The organism is Bordetella petrii (genome assembly GCF_017356245.1).
Lineage (GTDB): Bacteria > Pseudomonadota > Gammaproteobacteria > Burkholderiales > Burkholderiaceae_B > Bordetella_A > Bordetella_A petrii_D.
This window is the reverse complement of the sequence record NZ_JAFMZZ010000001.1, coordinates 1207281-1224963: the sequence shown is the minus strand read 5'-3', so window position 1 is coordinate 1224963 and position 17683 is coordinate 1207281. Positions and strand designations below refer to the sequence as shown.

Annotated in this window: 19 protein-coding genes; 11 read left to right on the top strand and 8 right to left on the bottom strand. The window is 68.8% G+C overall.

The window, feature by feature from the left end; all coding sequences use genetic code 11:
- The first annotated feature begins 110 nt into the window (after positions 1–110).
- The 5 genes from J2P76_RS05945 to xerC are packed head-to-tail and all read left to right on the top strand — an operon-like array spanning position 111 to position 4546.
- Positions 111–998, top strand: a complete 888-nt coding sequence (locus J2P76_RS05945; RefSeq protein ID WP_207405255.1) for a lysophospholipid acyltransferase family protein — start codon at positions 111–113, stop codon at positions 996–998.
- Positions 991–1881, top strand: coding sequence for a lysophospholipid acyltransferase family protein (locus tag J2P76_RS05940; protein WP_207405253.1), 891 nt, complete (start codon positions 991–993; stop codon positions 1879–1881). The genes J2P76_RS05945 and J2P76_RS05940 overlap by 8 nt, the downstream gene beginning before the upstream one ends.
- Positions 1882–1929: 48 nt before the next feature.
- Positions 1930–2844, top strand: a complete 915-nt coding sequence (gene dapF, locus J2P76_RS05935) for a diaminopimelate epimerase (RefSeq protein WP_207405251.1) — start codon at positions 1930–1932, stop codon at positions 2842–2844.
- A 6-nt stretch (positions 2845–2850) separates the two neighbouring features.
- Positions 2851–3528, top strand: a complete 678-nt coding sequence (locus tag J2P76_RS05930) for a DUF484 family protein (RefSeq protein ID WP_207405249.1) — start codon at positions 2851–2853, stop codon at positions 3526–3528.
- A gap of 37 nt (positions 3529–3565) precedes the next feature.
- Complete coding sequence (gene xerC, locus J2P76_RS05925; RefSeq protein WP_207405247.1) at positions 3566–4546, top strand: tyrosine recombinase XerC; 981 nt, start codon at positions 3566–3568, stop codon at positions 4544–4546.
- A gap of 12 nt (positions 4547–4558) precedes the next feature.
- On the opposite strand, the gene J2P76_RS05920 is transcribed toward xerC, so the two are convergent.
- From J2P76_RS05920 to J2P76_RS05890, 7 genes are all read right to left on the bottom strand, one after another.
- Positions 4559–6613 (bottom strand): TonB-dependent receptor domain-containing protein, encoded by a 2055-nt coding sequence (locus J2P76_RS05920; RefSeq protein ID WP_207405245.1) that lies wholly within the window; start codon positions 6611–6613, stop codon positions 4559–4561.
- Between the two features lie 100 nt (positions 6614–6713).
- Positions 6714–7757 carry a nickel/cobalt transporter gene (locus J2P76_RS05915; protein WP_207405243.1) on the bottom strand — a complete coding sequence of 348 codons (1044 nt, stop codon included), beginning with the start codon at positions 7755–7757 and terminating at the stop codon, positions 6714–6716.
- A complete protein-coding gene (locus J2P76_RS05910; protein WP_242697307.1) occupies positions 7754–8344 on the bottom strand; it encodes a DUF1007 family protein in 591 nt (196 codons plus the stop codon). The genes J2P76_RS05915 and J2P76_RS05910 overlap by 4 nt, the downstream gene beginning before the upstream one ends.
- Before the next feature lie 41 nt (positions 8345–8385).
- Positions 8386–9420, bottom strand: a complete 1035-nt coding sequence (locus J2P76_RS05905; RefSeq protein ID WP_207405239.1) for a metal ABC transporter solute-binding protein, Zn/Mn family — start codon at positions 9418–9420, stop codon at positions 8386–8388.
- An 87-nt stretch (positions 9421–9507) separates the two neighbouring features.
- Positions 9508–10398 carry a metal ABC transporter permease gene (locus J2P76_RS05900; protein ID WP_207405237.1) on the bottom strand — a complete coding sequence of 297 codons (891 nt, stop codon included), beginning with the start codon at positions 10396–10398 and terminating at the stop codon, positions 9508–9510.
- Entirely contained in the window at positions 10395–11123 is a 729-nt protein-coding gene (locus tag J2P76_RS05895) for a metal ABC transporter ATP-binding protein (RefSeq protein WP_207405235.1), read from the bottom strand. Before J2P76_RS05895 ends, J2P76_RS05900 begins: the two co-directional genes overlap by 4 nt.
- Positions 11120–11269 (bottom strand): hypothetical protein, encoded by a 150-nt coding sequence (locus J2P76_RS05890; RefSeq protein ID WP_207405233.1) that lies wholly within the window; start codon positions 11267–11269, stop codon positions 11120–11122. The genes J2P76_RS05895 and J2P76_RS05890 overlap by 4 nt, the downstream gene beginning before the upstream one ends.
- Before the next feature lie 154 nt (positions 11270–11423).
- Between J2P76_RS05890 and J2P76_RS05885 the strand changes: the two genes are divergently transcribed.
- The 6 genes from J2P76_RS05885 (at position 11424) to J2P76_RS05860 (ending at position 16921) form a co-directional block, all read left to right on the top strand.
- On the top strand, positions 11424–11930 hold the full coding sequence (locus tag J2P76_RS05885; RefSeq protein WP_207405231.1) for a Fur family transcriptional regulator: 507 nt from the start codon (positions 11424–11426) through the stop codon (positions 11928–11930).
- A gap of 263 nt (positions 11931–12193) precedes the next feature.
- Positions 12194–13300, top strand: a complete 1107-nt coding sequence (locus J2P76_RS05880; protein ID WP_207405229.1) for a CobW family GTP-binding protein — start codon at positions 12194–12196, stop codon at positions 13298–13300.
- 56 nt (positions 13301–13356) lie between these two features.
- On the top strand, positions 13357–13821 hold the full coding sequence (gene dksA, locus J2P76_RS05875; RefSeq protein WP_207405227.1) for an RNA polymerase-binding protein DksA: 465 nt from the start codon (positions 13357–13359) through the stop codon (positions 13819–13821).
- 164 nt (positions 13822–13985) lie between these two features.
- Positions 13986–14525, top strand: a complete 540-nt coding sequence (hslV, locus tag J2P76_RS05870; protein ID WP_207405225.1) for an ATP-dependent protease subunit HslV — start codon at positions 13986–13988, stop codon at positions 14523–14525.
- Positions 14526–14563: 38 nt separating this feature from the next.
- Entirely contained in the window at positions 14564–15898 is a 1335-nt protein-coding gene (hslU, locus tag J2P76_RS05865) for an ATP-dependent protease ATPase subunit HslU (RefSeq protein WP_207405223.1), read from the top strand.
- Between the two features lie 63 nt (positions 15899–15961).
- Entirely contained in the window at positions 15962–16921 is a 960-nt protein-coding gene (locus tag J2P76_RS05860; RefSeq protein WP_207405221.1) for a LysR substrate-binding domain-containing protein, read from the top strand.
- Here J2P76_RS05860 and J2P76_RS05855 read toward each other — a convergent pair.
- Entirely contained in the window at positions 16869–17678 is an 810-nt protein-coding gene (locus J2P76_RS05855; protein WP_207405219.1) for an aspartate/glutamate racemase family protein, read from the bottom strand. The two genes, J2P76_RS05860 and J2P76_RS05855, sit on opposite strands and share 53 nt — an antisense overlap.
- Positions 17679–17683: the final 5 nt, after the last annotated feature.

Genomic DNA, 17683 nt, shown 5'->3' with positions numbered 1-17683 from the left:
ACGGGGCCATTTTAGGCGAAAATGCCCGCTTCATGCAGATCCGCCTGAATCTATAGATATATCGCCGCGCTCGCCTGGCGCGCCGGCCCCGCCATTGCCATATCCATCGCATGCTGCTTGCCCTGTTCCGCGCCATTGCCCTGCTTCCCCTGCCGCTGCTGCACGCGGCCGGACGCCTGATGGGCCTGCTGGTCTACGCCTGCCCGGGCCGCTACCGGCAGCGGCTGCGGGCCAACGCGGCCCAGGCCGGCTACCCCGACGCCGCCTTCGCGCGGCGCGCGGCCGCCGAAACCGGCGCCATGATCCTGGAAATGCCCAAGGTGTGGTTCCGCAACGCCGAAAGCCTGGCCAGAACCGTGTCCGACGACCGGCCTGTGGTCGACGCGGCCCTGGCCGAAGGCCGCGGCATCCTGTTCCTTACCCCGCACCTGGGCTGTTTCGAGATCGCCGCGCGCTACCTGGCCGTAACCTGCGATATCCCGCTGACCGTGATGTTCCGGCCGCCGCGCATCGATGCGCTGGCGCCCCTGCTCGACACGGCGCGCAATACCTCGGGCGTGAAGGCCGTGCCCGCCAACATGCAGGGGGTGCGCGAATTCGTGCGCGCGCTGCGCCGCGGTGAATCGGTGGGCCTGCTGCCCGACCAGGCGCCCGGCGAAGGCGAAGGCGTTTGGGCGCCGTTCTTCGGCCGCATGGCCTATACCGTCACGCTGCCGGGCAAGCTGGCGGCGCAGACACAGGTGGCCGTTATTCTGGTGGCGGGCGAGCGCCTGCCGCGCGGACGCGGCTGGCGCGTGCATTTCATGCGCGTGCCCGAGCCCCTGCCGGCCGGTCCGCAGGCCCAGGCCGCGCTGTTCAATGCCACCATGGAACAATTGATCCGGCGCATTCCGCATCAGTATCTGTGGAGCTACAACCGCTACAAGACCCCGCGCGGCGCTCCGCCGGCGCCGCCCATGCCTGCTTCCGCACCTTCCGACGCCCCTGCCCATGACTGATTTCAAGACGCGCGCCCTGGCCGCGCTGTTTGCATGGTTCGGCCGCATGCGACCGGCCACGCGCCAGCGCATCGGCGCGGCGCTGGGCTGGCTGACCCCGAGGCTGGCCCGCTCGCGCGCGCGCATCGTGCGCCTGAACCTGCGGCTGTGCTTTCCCGACCAGCCCGAGGCCGTGCGCGAACGCTGGCTGCGCGAACACTTCCGCGCCCTGGCGCAAACCATCGTCGATCGCGGCGTGCTGTGGTACGGCACCCCCGACGCGGTGCGCGACCTGGTCACGCAGAACGGCGCCGACCGCATCAACGCGCTGATCGCGCAGGGCCGCCCAGTGCTTTTGCTGGCGCCGCATTTCGTGGCGCTGGATGCCGCGGCCACCCGCCTGACCATGGAAGTGCCCAGCAGCGCCACCATGTACACCCCGCAAAGCGATCCATCGGTCGACGCCATCGTGCGCGACGGCCGGGCGCGCTTCAACGAGGTCTTCCTGGTCAGCCGCAAAGACGGCGTGCGCGAACTGATCCGCCACCTGCGGGCGCCGCGCCCCGTGTACTACCTGCCCGACATGGACTTCGGCCGCAGCGGCGCGGTGTTCGTGCCGTTTTTCGGCGTGCCCGCCGCCACGCTGCTCGCCACCGCCCAGCTGGCCCGCAAATGGGACGCCGCCGTGCTGCCCGTCATCGACTTCTGGGACCCGGCCACCGGCCGCTACCACGTCGACGTGCTGCCGGCCCTGGAAGACTTCCCCGGCGAAGGCTCGCTGGAAGACGCCACCGCGCGCCTGAACCGCGAGATCGAGTCCTGGGTGCGGCGCTGCCCCAGCCAGTATTACTGGGTGCACCGGCGCTTCAAGACGCGCCCGCTGGGCGAAGCCAAGTTCTATTAGCATCAAGGGGCCGCCGGCAAGCCGCGCCCCCGCCACCGCCGCGCCGTAATGGGCGATAATCGACTGATGATCTGGAACTTCACCAAAATGCATGGCGCCGGCAACGACTTCGTCGTGCTCGACGGCGTGCGCCAAGCCATCGCCATGACGCCCGAGCGCGCGCGCGCCCTGGCCGACCGGCATTTCGGCGTCGGCGCCGACCAGATCCTGCTGGTCGAACCCGCCACCCACCCCGACGCCGACTTCCGCTACCGCATCTTCAACGCCGACGGCTCCGAGGTCGAGCACTGCGGCAACGGCGCGCGCTGCTTCGTGCGCTTCGTGCACGAACAGCGCCTGTCCAGCCGCAATCCGCTGCGCGCCGAAATCGCCACCGGCATCCTGGTGCTGGACGAAGGCGACGACGAACAAGTCACCGTCGACATGGGCGCCACGCGCTTCGATCCCGCTGCCCTGCCGTTCGACACCGCGGGGCTGGCCTCTACGGCGCAGGGCGACGACACCCTGTGGCAGCTCGACCTGCCCGACGCGCCCGCCGGCCTGCCGCGCAGTGTGCAGGTCTCGGCGGTGGCCATTTCCAATCCGCATGCCGTGCAGCAGGTCGACGACGTCGACACCGCGCCGGTGGCGGCCGTCGGCCCGCTGGTCGAACGCCACCCGCGCTTTGCGCGGCGCGTGAACGCCGGCTTCATGCAAGTGCTCGACCGCCACGCCATCCGCCTGCGCGTGTACGAGCGCGGCGCCGGCGAGACCCTGGCCTGCGGCACCGGCGCCTGCGCCGCGGTGGCTGCCGGCATCCGGCGCGGCCTGCTCGACTCGCCCGTGCGCGTGCACACGCGCGGCGGCACGCTTACCGTCGACTGGAACGGCGAACGCCTGCGCATGACCGGCCCGGCAACTTCTGTCTTCACAGGCCAGGTCGACATCGACAAACTGGTTTTTTCCATGGCCCTCGGCCGCTAGCCACTCATGACCGATACTGCTTTCACCGCCCAGGACGTCGCGGATTTCCTGCAGAACAATCCCGACTTCTTCGACCAGCACGCCGAGGTCTTCGCCACCCTGCAGGTGCCGCATCCGCACGGCGCGCGCGCCATTTCGCTGGGCGAGCGGCAGATTCTCACGCTGCGCGAACGCAACCGCGAACTCGAATGGCGCCTGAACGAACTGGCCCACCACGCCGATTCCAACGAGGCCATCGGCGAACGCGTGTCGCAGTGGTGCTGCCGCCTGCTGGGCGAACCCGAGCCGCAGCACCTGCCCGGCGAAATCGCCCTGGGCCTGGCCCAGCAGTTCGACTTGAACCACGTGGCGCTGCGCCTGTGGAACCTGGCCGGCCAGCCGCCCTCGGGCTACGGCGAGCCGGTATCGGCCGACGTGCGGGCCTTCGCCGACAGCCTGAAAGCGCCCTATTGCGGCCCCGACACCGAATTCGAAGCCGCCGGCTGGCTCGACGCCAAGCCGCAGTCGCTGGCCCTGGTGCCGCTGCGGCTGGACCCCGACCAGCCCAGCGTCGGCCTGCTGGTGCTGGGTTCCGACGACCCCGACCGCTTCAGCCCCGAAATGGGCACGGTGTTCCTCGAGGCCATCGGCCGCCTGGCATCGGCCACGCTGCGCCGGCTGGCCGCGCCCGCCGCGCAAGACTAGGGCGGCGGCGGCCGCCGGCAAGCTGCCTTCCATCCCCATGAGCCCCGCCGACCCGACCCCGCCCGACACGCTGCCGCAGGCCCTGGATGCCTGGCTGCAGCACCTGCGGGCCCATCGGCGCTATTCCCCGCACACCCTGGACGCCTACCGGCGCGACCTGCGCCAGCTGGCCGTGCTGGCGCAGGCGGCGCATCTGCCGCTCGAACAACTATCCAACGGCCACATCCGCCAGTTCATGGCGCGCCTGCACGCGCAGGGCCTGGGGCCGCGCAGCCTGGCGCGCACGCTGGCGGCCTGGCGCGGCTTTTATCAATGGTGGGCGCCCAGCGCCGGGCTGGCCGGCAACCCGGTGACCGGCGTGCGCGCCCCCAAGGCCGCGCGCGGCCTGCCCAAGGCGCTGTCGGTGGAACAGGCGCAGGCGCTGCTCGACCATGCCACCGCCCGGCTGGCCACCGACCCGGCCGGCCTGCGCGACCGCGCCATGTTCGAGCTGCTGTATTCCAGCGGCCTGCGCCTGTCCGAACTGGTGGGGCTGGACCTGCGCTACGAGCGCGCGGCCGGCTACGAATCGCGCAGTTGGCTGAACCTGGCCGATGCCGAAGTCGTGGTGCTGGGCAAGGGCGGCAAGCGGCGCACGGTGCCGGTGGGCCAGGCCGCGCTGGCCGCCCTGGGGCGCTGGATCGAAGCGCGCCCCCGGCTGGCCGCGGCCGCGGCGCCCCCTGCCGATGCCGCGGCGCTGTTTGTGGGCGCGCGCGGCCGGCGCATCGCGCCGCGCGTGGTGCAGCTGCAGCTGGCCAGGCTGGCGCGGGCCGCCGGCCTGCCGGCCCATGTGCACCCGCACGTCCTGCGCCACAGCTTCGCCAGCCACGTGCTGCAGTCGGCGCAAGACTTGCGGGCCGTGCAGGAAATGCTGGGCCACGCCAACATCTCGACCACGCAGATCTACACCCGGCTCGACTTCCAGCACCTGGCCAAGGCCTACGACCAGGCGCACCCGCGCGCCGGGCGCAAATCGTAGCGCGGGCCGCGCTCAGTACGTTACGCGCACGCCCAGCAGCACGCTGCGGCCCGGCAGGGGCGCCACTTTGGAAATGAACGACGCGTGGTTGTAGGCCAGCTTGTCCAGCAAGTTGGTGCCGCGCACGTAAATCTCGTAGCCGGCGTCCGCGCCCAGTCCGCCGCGGTAGCTGACCACGGCGTTGACCATGTCATAGCCGGGCGTGCTGGATTCATACGAGGCGATATCGTCCTGGCGGAACACGTGGGCGTATTCGACGCCGCCCGACCACTGGCGCCACTTGGCGTCGGCCCGCACGCCCAGCCGCGCGGCCGGAATGCGCGGCAGATTGCCGCCGCCGCCCGTCAGCTTGCCGCGCACATAGTCGCCGAACACGGCGGCCGAAAACACCTTGGTGAACTGGTGGCGCAGCTCGCCTTCCAGCCCGGTGAACTCGGCATCGCGCTGCGTGTATTCGATCAGGCGGAAGTCTTCGAACTGGTCCAGCGTGTTGGCGTAGATGTAATTCTTCACCTTGTTGTGGAACGCGCTCAGGCTGAAGGTGGTGTCGCCCTCGTGCTTGCGCAGCGTCAGGTCGATATTGCGCGACGTCTCTTTGCCCAGGTCGGGATTGCCGATTTCATACGTATTGGTGGCCAGGTGCACGCCATCGGCATACAGCTCTTGCGCCGAAGGCAGGCGCTGCGAGCGCGACAACGACAGCGCGATGGAATACTGGGGCGCGAAGTCCCAGATGGCCGAAGCCGACAGCGACGTGCCCGACTGGTTCGAGCGCGGGTGGTCGCCTTCGGGCGAAATGCGCTGCCAGTCCTGGCGCGCGCCGAGCTCGAAGCGCCAGTCGGCCAGCTTGTATTCTTCCAGCAGGAAGATGCCCGTGGAACGGGTATCGCTGCGCGGCAGGAACGCTTCTTCGCCGTCGGCGCTGAAATCGCTGAAGGCGTTCTGGATGCCCACCACGCCGCGCCACCCGTACAGGGGCTTGTGCTCGAGTTCCAGGCGCGCGTCGTAGCCGCGGTTCTTGAAGGTGGTGCCCACTTCACCGCCTTCGATTTCCTGGTGCTGGTAGTCGGTCAGCCCGCCGCGAAAGCGGATTTTCTCGAAGCCCGCGAACGGCTCGGTGTATTCCGCGCGCAGGTCGACCCGGTTGCTGCGCAGCTTCACATAGGGCGGGTCTTCCTCTTCGTGCTCGTGGTCGTGGTCGTCATGGCCGCCATGGTCGTGGTCGCCGCCGCAATGCAGGTGCGTGCCGTGCGGATGGCAGCCTTCGTACTCGTGATTGTGCCCGGGCAGGCCGTACTCGCTTTCCAGGTAGGTGTAGGCCACGCCCACGTAGCCGCGCGGCGTTATCCACGACAGGCCCACCGTGCCTTGCGAAGACTTGCTGTACGAACCCTCCAGTTCGCCGCCGGGCCAGTCGGGCACGTTGTAGTCGTCGGAGCGGCGCTTCAGGCCTTCGACGCGCACGGCGAACTCGCCCGTGCCCGCCGTGATGCCCACGGTGCCCGCGCGTTCGCCGGTGCCGGTGGCGCCGCGCACCTCGGCTTCGGCCTCTACGCCCTTTTCAGGCACCGCGGTGGGAATCTTGCGGTCCAGCACATTGACCACGCCGCCGATCGCGCCGCCGCCGTACAGCAGCGTGGCGGGGCCGCGCAGCACTTCGATGCGGTCGGCCAGCAGCGGCTCGGTGGTAACCGCGTGGTCGGGGGAAATGTTCGAGGCATCCATCAGCTCCGAGCCGTCGGACAGCACCTTCACGCGCGGCGCGGTCTGGCCGCGGATCACGGGCCGGCTGGCGCCGCCCCCGAACGTGTCCGCATGGATGCCGGGCATGCCGTCCAGGGTATCGCCCAGGGTGTCCTGGCGGCGTTCGATCAAGGCGTCGCCTTCCAGCACCAGGGCCGGCAGCGCCATGCTGTCCGGGTCCAGGCCCAGCGGGCTGGCCGACACGGTGATAGGCGCCAGCGTGGGCGCCTGCTGCGCCTGGGCCATATCGGCCTGTTGTGCCTGCGCCGCGGGGGCCAGCCCCAGTGAAAGTGCCGCGGCCAGCGGTAGCGGTCTGATCTGCATTTCCCGTCCCATGAATGTTATATCATTTCAAAACTAGCAAATGATATAACATATCAATTCAGGGCGCACCCTCGATTTGCGGATAGCCGGCGTGACAGGCTCAGTTCGGTCCCGCCACCTGTCCACCCAGCAGCAACAGGCCCAGCAACAGAATGCACAGCGCCGCGGCGGCTTCGAGCAGCGCGCGCAGGCGGGCGGCCCATCGGGCCGACAGGCGCGCGCCGAAGCGCGTGGCGGCTCCGCCCGCCAGCACCGCCAGGACAGCCAGCGCCGCCACCGTCAGGCCGGTGCCCAGCCCCATGGCCAGGGCCGCGGCGATGCCGGCCGCGAAAAAGCCCTGCGACAGGGCGAACACCAGCACGATCAGGGCGCCGCTGCAGGGGCGCAGGCCCATGGCCAGGATGGCCGAGACAGCCTTGCGCCATTCCAGCGGGCCGGCCACCTGCTCGGCGGCCGGGGCATGTGCGTGGCCGCAGCCGCAGGCGGCGTGATGGTGCGCATCGGCATGCCCGGGTTCGTGCTGATGCGCGTGCGCGTGCTGATGGGCCTGCGCGTGTTCGTGGGCGTGCGCGCCGTGCCCGTGGCCGCCATCGGCATGACGGGCGCGGCGCAGCCATGGCCGCACGGCTTTCTGCCACACCAGCCATGCCCCCAGGGCCACGATCAGTGCGTATGAAGCCGTTTCCAGCCAGCGCGTGGCGCGGTTCATGGCCGGGGCCGTGGCATTGAGCAGCCATGCCAGCACCGTGACCAGGGCAATCGCCACCAGCGCCTGCAGCAGCGCCGACAGCAAGGCCAGCAGCGCGCCATTGCGCGCCGTCTGGCGATTGGCCAGCACGTACGAGGCGATGACCGCCTTGCCATGGCCCGGGCCCAGCGCATGGAACACGCCGTACGCGAACGACAGGCCCAGCAGGCCCCAGGCGGCCGCGCCGTCGGCCTGCCAGGCGCGCACGGCGCCGGTCAGCTGCCGATAGAAATGGGTCTGCCAGGCCGACACCTGGCCGAACAGCGCGGCCAGCCAGTCCGGGCCGGCCAGGCCGCCGCCGCTCTCGGGCACGCCGAAGGGATGCGCGCCCTGCGCCCAGGCCGTCTGCGGCAGCAACAGCAACGGCAACAACAGCAGCCAGCACGCAAGCCTCATCGGCACGCCACCTCGATGCGGTGGGTCAAGCCCTTGGTGATGGCGAACAGCTCTTCGGGCAGGGCGTCGGGGTCGGCGGGAATGGCCGCCAGCTGCTGCATGGTCTGCCAGTCGAGTTCGCGCGGCGGCTGGTAGGCCTGGGTGCAGCCCGCGGGCGCGCCGGCCAGCGCCACGGCGCCCGGCGCGTCGAAGGCATAGGCCACGAAATAGGTGGGGTCGTAGATATCGACCCGCAGCCCCTGCCGGCCCGGCGCCACCGGCTCGGCCAGCGGCAGCGTGAACGACAGGGTCAGGCGCTGGTCTTGCGGATTCCAGCGCACCGCGGCGTCGCGCGGCGCGGCAAAGGCCAGGGTCTTGCCATTGAGCGCCACGCGCGTGAAATAGTGCGACACCGGTTCGCCCAGCGCGCTCATCCAGTCGCGCGCCATGCCCTGCAAGGTCGCGGCCGGCAGGCTGCCGTCGGGGCCTTTTTCCAGGCCCTGGGTGGTATAGGCGCCGAACATTTCATCGAACTGCCACTCCTGCTGGATGGCGGCGATGCGGCCTTGCCCGTCGAATGCGATGCGGGCGCGGGCATCGATCCACATGTGCGGGTGGGCTCGCGCAGCCGGCGCGGCGCAGGCCATGATTATTGCGGCTGCAAGGCAGCGGAAAGCTGGCGCGCGTTCCATTCAAACATTCCCAGGTAGGTGGCGGCCGGCTTTCCGGGCGGAGCCAGCGCATCGGAATAAAGCGTACCACCCACGCGCGCGCCGGTTTCGCGCGCAATCTGCCGCACCAGCGCCGGGCTGGTGATGTTCTCGACGAACACGGCCGGCACGTGCTCGCGCCGGACCTGCTCGATGATGCGCGCCATATCGGCGGCCGACGGCTCGGCGTCGGTGGAAAACCCGGCCACCGCAATGAAGCGCACGCCGTAGGCGTCGCCAAAATAGCCGAAGGCGTCGTGCGAGGTCACGACCTGCCGGCGCGCTGCCGGAATGCCGGCGAAGGTCTTGCGGAGCTGCGCGTCCAGGGCGTCGATGCGCGCGATATAGGCCTGGGCCCGCTGGCGATAGGCGGCGGCATGTTCCGGATCGGCGGCGGCCAGGCCCGCGGCGATGTTGCGGGCATACACCGCGCCGTTGGCCAGGCTTTGCCAGGCATGCGGGTCCAGGTCGCCGTGATGGTGATGGCCCGCGGCGTCGTGGCCGTGGCCATGCTCGTGGCCATGCTCGTGGTCATGCTCGTGCTCGTGGCCGTGGTCGTGGTCGTGGTCATGATCATGGCCGGGTTCGCGCTCTTGCGCGGCCAGCTTGCGCGGCACGATGCCCTGCGAGGCCACCACGGCGCGTCCGCCGAAGCCGGCCGCCTTCACCAGGCGCGGCAGCCAGGTCTCGAAACCCAGGCCATTCTCGATCAGCACGGCCGCGCCGGCCACCTGCCGCGCGGCCTGCGGCGTGGGTTCGTATTCATGCGCATCGCCGTCGGGGCCTACCAGTGTGGCCACGTCGACATCCGGCCCGCCGATCTCGCGGGCCATGTCGCCCAGCACCGAAAAGGTGGCTACCACCCGCATGGGCTCGGCGGCGCGCGCCGCCATGGGCGCGGACACGCAGGCCGCGCCCAGGGTCAGCATCATCAGTATGCGGCGCCGCGACTGCGCGGCAAAAAATCCATGCATGGTCCTGCTCCTTTTTGTTGGCTCAGGTGTCAGGCTCCATAGGTGCCTGACACCGATGTGTGCAACGGCTGCCTCAATAGATCGGTGTCAGACACCTGCTGAGCCTGACACCTGCCTTCGCCCGTGCCTGGCCAGGTTATGCAGCAGCCCGCCCTGCGGGCCGCAGGCGACGGACGCCAGGTAGGCCGCACCGGCCGCCAGAATGATGGCGGGCGAGGCGGGCAGATTGCAGTGATACGACACCAGCAGGCCGGCCACGCCGGCAGCCACGCCCAGCGCCGCCGCCAGCGCGATCTGGGCCGCCACCGCCGACACCCAGAAGCGCGCCGCCGCGGCCGGCAGCATCATCATGCCCACCACCATCAGGGTGCCCAGCACCTGGAAGCCCGCCACCAGATTCACCACCACCAGCACCAGGAAGGCCATGTGCGCCAGCGTGCCGCCTCCGCCGCTGGCGCGCAGGAAGCCCGGGTCCAGGCATTCGGCCGCCAGCAGCCGGTACAGCGCCGCCATGGCCAGCAGCGTGGCGCTGGCAGCGCCGGTGACCAGCAGCAGGGCCGCGTCGTCCAGGCCCAGCACGGTGCCGAACAGTACGTGCAGCAGATCCATGTTCGAGCCGCGCACCGACACCAGCAGCACGCCCAGGCCCAGCGATATCAGGTAGAACGCGGCGAAGCTGGCGTCTTCGCGCAGCGGCGTCAGGCGCGCCACCAGGCCCGCCAGCAGCGCCACCGCCAGCCCGGTGGCCAGGCCGCCCAGCAGCATGGCGCCCAGCGACAGGCCGGACAGCAGGAAGCCCGCCGCCACGCCGGGCAGGATCGCGTGCGACATGGCATCGCCCATCAGGCTCATGCGCCGCAATACCAGGAACACGCCCAGCGGCGCCGCGCCCAGCGCCGCGGCCGACGTGCCGGCCAGGGCGCGGCGCATGAAGCCGTAGTCGGCGAACGGAGCCACCACCCAATCCAGCGGGCTCATGCCCATTCCTCGCGCGCGCCGCGCGCGGCGGCCAGGTTGGCGGGGGTCAGCACTTCGGCCGTGGGGCCCCAGGCCACCTGCCGGCCGGCCAGCAGCAGGGTCTGCCCGAAGTACCGGCGCACCAGCGCCAGGTCGTGCAGCACGGCCACCACCGTGCGCCCTTCCCGGTGCCAGGCGCACAGCAGCTGCATCAAGGTGTCGGCGGTGTGGCTGTCCACCGCGGCAAGCGGCTCGTCCAGCAGCAAGACTTGCGCGTCCTGCAGCAACAGGCGGGCGAACAGCGCCCGCTGCATCTGCCCGCCCGACAGAGTCCCCACCAGCCGGCCGGCTTCTGCGGCCAGCCCGACCGCCTCGAGCGCCTGCCACGTCCTGGCGGTTTCGGCCGCGCCGAAGCGCCGCCAGGGCCCCACGCGGCGCCAGGCGCCCAGGGCCACCATGTCCAGCACCGTGATGGGAAACGTGCGGTCCAGCTCGGCCGCCTGCGGCAGCCAGGCCAGGCGGCGGCGCCCGGCGCCGGCAATGTGCACGCTGCCGGACAGGGGCCGCAGCAGCCCCATGATGCCCTTGATCAGGGTCGATTTGCCGGCGCCGTTCGGCCCGGCCACCGCCGTCATCGAGCCGCGCGTGAAACTGCCCGATACGGCCCGCACCGCCGCGCGGCCGCGCCAGCCGAAGGCCACGCCGTGCAAGTCGATCTCTGAAGCGGATTCGGGCCGGCCCGTCATGCCGGCCCCCACCAGCCCAGCGCCCAGCCGGTCAGGGCCCACAGCGCCAGCACGGCGGCCAATGCGGCGCCCAGCCGGGCCCCCGCCGAAGCGCGCAGGGCCGAACGGCCGGGGCGGGCGCTTATCGCCGAAACAATATGAGACATACGGGCACGAAATAGAATCCAGCCGCGCGGAAGCCCGGCCGTTGATCAAGATATGTTATATCATAACAAACACGGCAGAACCTCGCCCGCCCCCTGCCGGCGACGTTTTCTGATACCTTCGCGGAATCGCCCCTGCCCGGCCGTCCGGATCCCGATGTCCACTTCGTCCCGCCCCTCACGCCCCGACCCTGTCGGCGACCAGCTCAGCATCGCCGAATCGCTGTGCGCGCAGCGCGGCCGCCGGCTGACGCCGATTCGCCGCAAGGTGCTGGAATTGCTGCTGCGCCACGGCCGCAGCCTGAAAGCCTACGAATTGCTCGACGCCATGCGCGCCGTGCACCCGGGCGCCGCGCCCCCCACCGTGTACCGCGCCCTCGATTTCCTGATGGACGAAGGCCTGATCCACCGGCTGGATGCCGTCAATGCCTGGACGGCCTGCCACGACGCGGCCGGCGCGCCGCACGACCTGCTGGTGGTGTGCACCGGCTGCGGCGCCGTCGCCGAAGTCAGCGACCCGGCCATGAGCCGGCAACTGGCCGAACGCGTGGCCCGCACCGGCTTTGCACTGGCCACCCACGAAACCGAAATCCGCGCGCTGTGCCCGCAGTGCCAGCAGAAGTCCGCCGCCGCGGGCCATCACCCGCACGGCCACGCCCACTGAATTGCGGGTGTGCGCCCGTATTGCGGCTGCGCGCCCGACCGGCGTATCTTGATATGTCGTAATCCATCCCCATATAACCGTATCTATCGGATTACGGTGCTGTTTTTCCGGCTTCTCCGGAAATTCCTGCTGGGGTAGGCCCGGGGTTTGCCCCCCCGCCCCGACTGTGCTGTAATCCTGCGTCCGGCCGCAGCAGTGGCCGCCTGTAGTCCACGCCCGAGCGGCGCCCCGTGCGCCCCAGGCATTCAGCTTGCCGCCTTGCCATGAATACCCAGCGCAGTTTGGACAAAATGGTTCCCGTCACCATCCTCACCGGCTTTCTCGGTGCGGGCAAGACCACCCTGCTCAAGCGCATCCTCACCGAATTCCACGGTCGCCGCGTCGCGGTCATCGAAAACGAATTCGGGCCGGAAAGCATCGACAACGATCTGCTGGTGCAAGACAGCGAAGAAGAAATCATCGAGCTCAGCAACGGCTGCGTGTGCTGCACCGTGCGCGGCGACCTGATGCGCACCCTGACCGACCTGCGCGCCAAGCGCCAGGCGGGGCAGCTGAATTTCGAGCGCGTCATCCTCGAAACCACCGGCATGGCCAACCCCGGCCCGGTGTGCCAGACGTTCTTCATGGACGACGAAATCGCCGAGTACTACCGCCTGGATGCGGTCGTCACGGTGGTCGACGCCAAGCACGGCATGGCCACGCTCGACGCGCAGCCCGAAGCCCAGAAGCAGGTCGGGTTCGCCGACCGCATCCTGGTGTCAAAGAAAGACCTGGTCAACGAGGCCGACTACGAAGCGCTGCGCGCGCGCCTGGTGCGCATCAACCCGCGCGCCCCGATCTCGCCGGTGAACTTCGGCGACGCCGACCTGAAGTCCATCATCGACATCAGCGGCTTCAACCTGAATTCCATTCTCGACATCGACCCGGATTTCCTGGCCGACGAACACCCCGACGCGGCGCACAGCCACGCCCACGGCCATGATCACGGGCACGACCACGATCATGACCACGAAGGCGAATGCGGGGATCATTGCCACCACGAACATCATCACCATCATCACCACCACGACGACGAAATCGGCGCGTTCGTCTTCCGCTCCAACAAGCCGTTCGATCCCGCACGGCTGGAAGAATTCCTGGGCGGCGTGGTACAGGTTTATGGTCCCGACCTGATGCGCTACAAAGGCATCCTGTACATGAAAGGCATCAATCGCCGCATGCTCTTCCAGGGCGTGCACATGATGATGGGTGCCGAACCCGGCAAGCCGTGGACCGCGGCCGAAAAGCCATCCACCAAGATGGTCTTCATCGGACGCAAGCTGCCCCAGGAAATTTTCACCCGGGGCTTGGAGCAGTGCCTGGCGGGCTGACGCCGCAATCCCGACGCGCGCGTCGCGCCAGGATCGATTCATAGTGGAGTGTTTTCATGGCTACCAAGGCAGCAACCAAAAAATCAAGCAAGTCGACGAGCGATACGGCGATTGATCTGCCCAGCGAACAAGAATTGCTGGCCATGCCCGAATCGGACTACATGAACGATCGCCAGCTGGCGTTCTTCAAAGAACGGCTCAAGCAACTCGAACAAGACATCCTGGCCAATGCCGGCGAAACCACCGAGCACCTGCGCGAAACGCAATTCGTGCCCGATCCCGCCGACCGCGCCACCATCGAAGAAGAGCATGCCCTCGAACTGCGCACCCGCGACCGCGAGCGCAAGCTGCTGAAAAAAGTGCAACAGTCCATTGCCCGCATCGACAGCGGCGAATACGGCTGGTGCGAAGAAACCGGCGAACCCATCGGCATCCCCCGCCTGCTGGCCCGCCCCACCGCCACCCTGTCGCTGGAAGCCCAGGAACGCCGTGAAATGCGCCAGAAACTGTACGGGGACTGATTCCGTCCCCGCTTGATCATTCGCCTTGCCAGGGCCGCGCCGGATTTCCGCAGCGGCCCTTTTTATTTGCCCGGTGCAGAGGATAATGATTATTGCGGGCCGCCGCGCGGCAGCTTGAAAACCGGCGCTTTGCCCTCAACTAGGGCCTTCAAAGGAAGGAACGCATGGAACAATTTCACGCCACCACCATCGTCTGCGTGCGCCGCGGCAACCAGGTCGCGCTGGGCGGCGATGGCCAGGTCACCCTGGGCAACATTGTCATCAAGGGCACGGCCCGCAAAATCCGCCGCCTGTACCACGACAAGATCCTGGCCGGCTTCGCCGGCGCCACGGCCGACGCCTTCACCCTGCAGGAACGCTTCGAGGCCAAGCTCGAAAAGCACCAGGGCCACCTGATGCGCGCCGCCGTCGAACTGACGCGCGACTGGCGCACCGACCGCGTGCTGCGCCGCCTGGAGGCCATGCTGATCGTGGCCGACGCCGAACACACCCTGGTGCTTACCGGCAACGGCGACGTGCTCGAGCCCGAGCACGGCCTGGCGGCCATCGGCTCGGGCGGCGCCTATGCCCAGTCGGCCGCGCTGGCGCTGCTGCGCAACACCGAACTGTCGCCGCAAGACATCGTCAAGCAGTCGCTGGAAATCGCCGGCGACATCTGCATCTACACCAACCAGAACCACGTCATCGAAACGCTGGGCGAGTAAGCAGCCGCCTCAGGCCGGCCGCAGCAAGGATTCCGCACATGTCCGCATCCACCATGACCCCCGGGGAAATCGTCTCCGAACTCGACAAGTACATCATCGGCCAGAACCGCGCCAAGCGCGCGGTGGCCGTGGCCCTGCGCAACCGCTGGCGGCGCCAGCAGGTCGAAGAGCCCCTGCGCCATGAAATCCACCCCAAGAACATCCTGATGATCGGGCCCACCGGCGTGGGCAAGACCGAAATCGCCCGCCGCCTGGCCAAGCTGGCCAACGCGCCCTTCATCAAGATCGAGGCCACCAAGTTCACCGAGGTGGGCTACGTGGGGCGCGATGTCGACACCATCATCCGCGACCTGACCGAATACTCCATCAAGCAGACGCGCGAACTCGAAATGCGCCGGGTCCGCACCCAGGCCGAAGACGCCGCCGAAGACCGCATCCTGGACGCCCTGGTGCCGCCGGCGCGCGGCGCCTCGGGCGAACCCGAGCGCGGCGAAGACAGCAATGCCCGCCAGACCTTCCGCAAGCGGCTGCGCGAGGGCAAGTGCGACGATCTGGAAATCGAGATCGAAATCGCCCAGCCCGTGCCGCAGATGGACGTCATGACCCCGCCCGGCATGGAAGAAATGGCCGAGCAGCTGCGCGGCATGTTCGCCGGGCTGGCGCGCGACAAGAAAAAGCCCAAGAAAATGAAGGTAAAAGAAGCCTTCAAGCTGATCGTCGAAGAAGAGGCCGCCAAGCGCATCAACGAAGACGATCTGCGCACCGTCGCCATCGCCAACGTCGAGCAGAACGGCATCGTGTTCCTCGACGAAATCGACAAGATCGCCGCGCGCCAGGAAAGCGGCGGCGCCGACGTGTCGCGCCAGGGCGTGCAGCGCGACCTGCTGCCGCTGGTGGAAGGCACCACGGTCAACACCCGCTACGGCATGGTGCGCACCGACCACATCCTGTTCATCGCCTCGGGCGCGTTCCATTTGTCGCGGCCGTCCGACCTGATCCCCGAACTGCAGGGGCGCTTTCCCATCCGCGTCGAGCTTGAATCCCTGACGGCGCAAGACTTCGTGCGCATCCTGTCCGACACCGATGCGTCGCTGATCAAGCAGTACTCGGCGCTGCTGGCCACCGAAGACGTGCAGCTGGACTTCAAGCCCGACGGCATCGAGCGCCTGGCCGAATTGGCGTTTTCCGTGAACGAGCGCACCGAGAATATCGGCGCGCGGCGCCTGTACACGGTCATGGAAAAACTGCTGGAAGAACTGTCGTTCGACGCCACCGCCAGCAGCGGCAAGACCGTCACCATCGACGCCGCCTACGTCGACGCGCAGCTGTCGGAAGCGGCCAGCAGCCAGGACCTGGCGCGCTACGTGCTGTAGCGGCCCGCCTGCCGGCCGGGGCGTCTTGCCGCGGCCGGCCGGCAGGGAACCAAAGGGGAGCCCGTGGACAAACTCTGGGCAATGCAGGTGTTCGCGCGCGTGATGGAATGCGGCAGCTTTTCGCGCGCCGCCGAATCGCTGAACGTCGCCAATGCCACGGTCACCTCGTGCGTGCGCAACCTGGAACAACACCTGGGCGTCACGCTGATCCAGCGCAATACGCGCCACCTGCACCTGACCGAAGAAGGCCGCCTGTTCCTGCCGCGCTGCCTGGAAGTGCTGAACGCCGTGCTGCAGGCCGAGGCCGACGTGCAGGGCAGTGCGGCCGACATCGCGGGCCCGCTGCGCGTCGAGGCGCCGTTCGCCATCGGCCAGAGCCTGCTGTGCCCGGCGCTGGTCGAGCTGACGCGGCGCCACCCCGGCCTGTCGGTATCGATGACGCTGACCAACGAGCCGCACAACCTGATCGAGCGCGCCACCGACGTGGCCGTGCGCATGGACCGCGTCGAAGACGCCGACCTGGTCGGCCGCCCCATCTACGAAGCCCATTATGTGGCGTGCGGCGCCCCCGACACGGTGGCCGCGGCGCTGGCCGCCGCCCCCACGCCGCGCGACCTGAACCCGGCGCGCTGCCTGGGCCTGCTGCAGGGCACGCGCCAGACGCCCAACCCGTGGATATTCACGCGCGGCAAAGAGCAGGCCGTGGTGCAGCCCGGCGGCATCCTGCACTTCAACAACACCGAATCGCTGATCCAGGCCGCAGTGCGCGGCGCCGGGCTGATCTATGTGCTGGACATCTTCGTGGCCGACCTGATCGACCAGGGCAGGCTGGCGCGGCTGTACCCCGAATGGACGACCACGGTGCGCACGTTCTACGCGGTCACGGTGAAAACGCGCTACACCGCGCCGAAGGTGCGGGCGTTCATCGATTTCCTGCTGGAAATCTTCGATGCGCGCCGCCGTCCGCCCGTCAAGACGATGATCCCAGTCGGTCCAGGCCGTAGAACGAAAAAACCTCGGTGACGCGGTCCAGGTCGGGCGGCGTGTTGTAGAAGCCCCTGCGCGAAGCCTGAATGCCGCACAGGCGGCGCAGGTCGCCCAGGGCTTCGGCCTGCTTGATCCAGCTGGCCAGCGAATCCAGCACCGGCACGCCGTCGACCTCGGCCACCCCGTTGCGCGCCAGCAGCACGTTCATGGGCGCCTCGCCGGGAATGATCACGTCGGCCCCCTGGGCGATCAGGCGGCGCGCCGCGGCGCGGAAGCGCTCGATCAGCCCGGAAGCATCGTCGAACCCGTCCAGCACGTCCTGGAACGTGAAACCCACCGGCATGGCGCCGGCAAAGCGCGATGCCAGGCCATGGCCGCGCGCGTTCTCGGCGATCAGTTCGTTGAGATCGTCAATGAAGACCAGCACGCCGAACTTGCGGCCCAGCATGCAGGCCGTCAGCATGGCCGATTCGCCATAGCCCACCACCGGGATGTCGACCATGCCGCGCACCTCGCGCAACGCCGGCTCGGGCAGCGTGCTGATGGCGTACACGTCATAGCCTTCTCGCTGCGCCTGCACGGCCGCCGTCATGAACTGCAGCGCATGCACGTATTGCAGCGACGCATGGCGGATGTCCGTGCCCGGATAGTGCGACCGGTACGTGCCCGGATGCATGCCGTGCAGGTCGATCTGCGTATCGGGGCGCGCCACGCGCGCGAAATGCTGTTGCAGGGCCTGGTGGTACGCCCCCAGGTCGTTCAGGACGGTGAAGCTTTGATGCCAGATTCGCATGATTG

What these genes read in the sequence shown, in the direction of transcription:
- J2P76_RS05920 (WP_207405245.1), bottom strand. Translation starts at nt 6,613, where the DNA reads ATGCAGATCAGACCGCTACCGCTGGCCGCGGCACTTTCACTGGGGCTG.
- J2P76_RS05905 (WP_207405239.1), bottom strand. Translation starts at nt 9,420, where the DNA reads ATGCATGGATTTTTTGCCGCGCAGTCGCGGCGCCGCATACTGATGATG.
- J2P76_RS05930 (WP_207405249.1), top strand. Translation starts at nt 2,851, where the DNA reads ATGACCGATACTGCTTTCACCGCCCAGGACGTCGCGGATTTCCTGCAG.
- dksA (WP_207405227.1), top strand. Translation starts at nt 13,357, where the DNA reads ATGGCTACCAAGGCAGCAACCAAAAAATCAAGCAAGTCGACGAGCGAT.
- hslU (WP_207405223.1), top strand. Translation starts at nt 14,564, where the DNA reads ATGTCCGCATCCACCATGACCCCCGGGGAAATCGTCTCCGAACTCGAC.
- J2P76_RS05910 (WP_242697307.1), bottom strand. Translation starts at nt 8,344, where the DNA reads ATGTGGATCGATGCCCGCGCCCGCATCGCATTCGACGGGCAAGGCCGC.
- J2P76_RS05890 (WP_207405233.1), bottom strand. Translation starts at nt 11,269, where the DNA reads ATGTCTCATATTGTTTCGGCGATAAGCGCCCGCCCCGGCCGTTCGGCC.
- J2P76_RS05895 (WP_207405235.1), bottom strand. Translation starts at nt 11,123, where the DNA reads ATGACGGGCCGGCCCGAATCCGCTTCAGAGATCGACTTGCACGGCGTG.
- J2P76_RS05915 (WP_207405243.1), bottom strand. Translation starts at nt 7,757, where the DNA reads ATGAGGCTTGCGTGCTGGCTGCTGTTGTTGCCGTTGCTGTTGCTGCCG.
- J2P76_RS05855 (WP_207405219.1), bottom strand. Translation starts at nt 17,678, where the DNA reads ATGCGAATCTGGCATCAAAGCTTCACCGTCCTGAACGACCTGGGGGCG.
- J2P76_RS05880 (WP_207405229.1), top strand. Translation starts at nt 12,194, where the DNA reads ATGAATACCCAGCGCAGTTTGGACAAAATGGTTCCCGTCACCATCCTC.
- J2P76_RS05900 (WP_207405237.1), bottom strand. Translation starts at nt 10,398, where the DNA reads ATGAGCCCGCTGGATTGGGTGGTGGCTCCGTTCGCCGACTACGGCTTC.
- J2P76_RS05940 (WP_207405253.1), top strand. Translation starts at nt 991, where the DNA reads ATGACTGATTTCAAGACGCGCGCCCTGGCCGCGCTGTTTGCATGGTTC.
- xerC (WP_207405247.1), top strand. Translation starts at nt 3,566, where the DNA reads ATGAGCCCCGCCGACCCGACCCCGCCCGACACGCTGCCGCAGGCCCTG.
- dapF (WP_207405251.1), top strand. Translation starts at nt 1,930, where the DNA reads ATGGGCGATAATCGACTGATGATCTGGAACTTCACCAAAATGCATGGC.
- J2P76_RS05945 (WP_207405255.1), top strand. Translation starts at nt 111, where the DNA reads ATGCTGCTTGCCCTGTTCCGCGCCATTGCCCTGCTTCCCCTGCCGCTG.
- hslV (WP_207405225.1), top strand. Translation starts at nt 13,986, where the DNA reads ATGGAACAATTTCACGCCACCACCATCGTCTGCGTGCGCCGCGGCAAC.
- J2P76_RS05885 (WP_207405231.1), top strand. Translation starts at nt 11,424, where the DNA reads ATGTCCACTTCGTCCCGCCCCTCACGCCCCGACCCTGTCGGCGACCAG.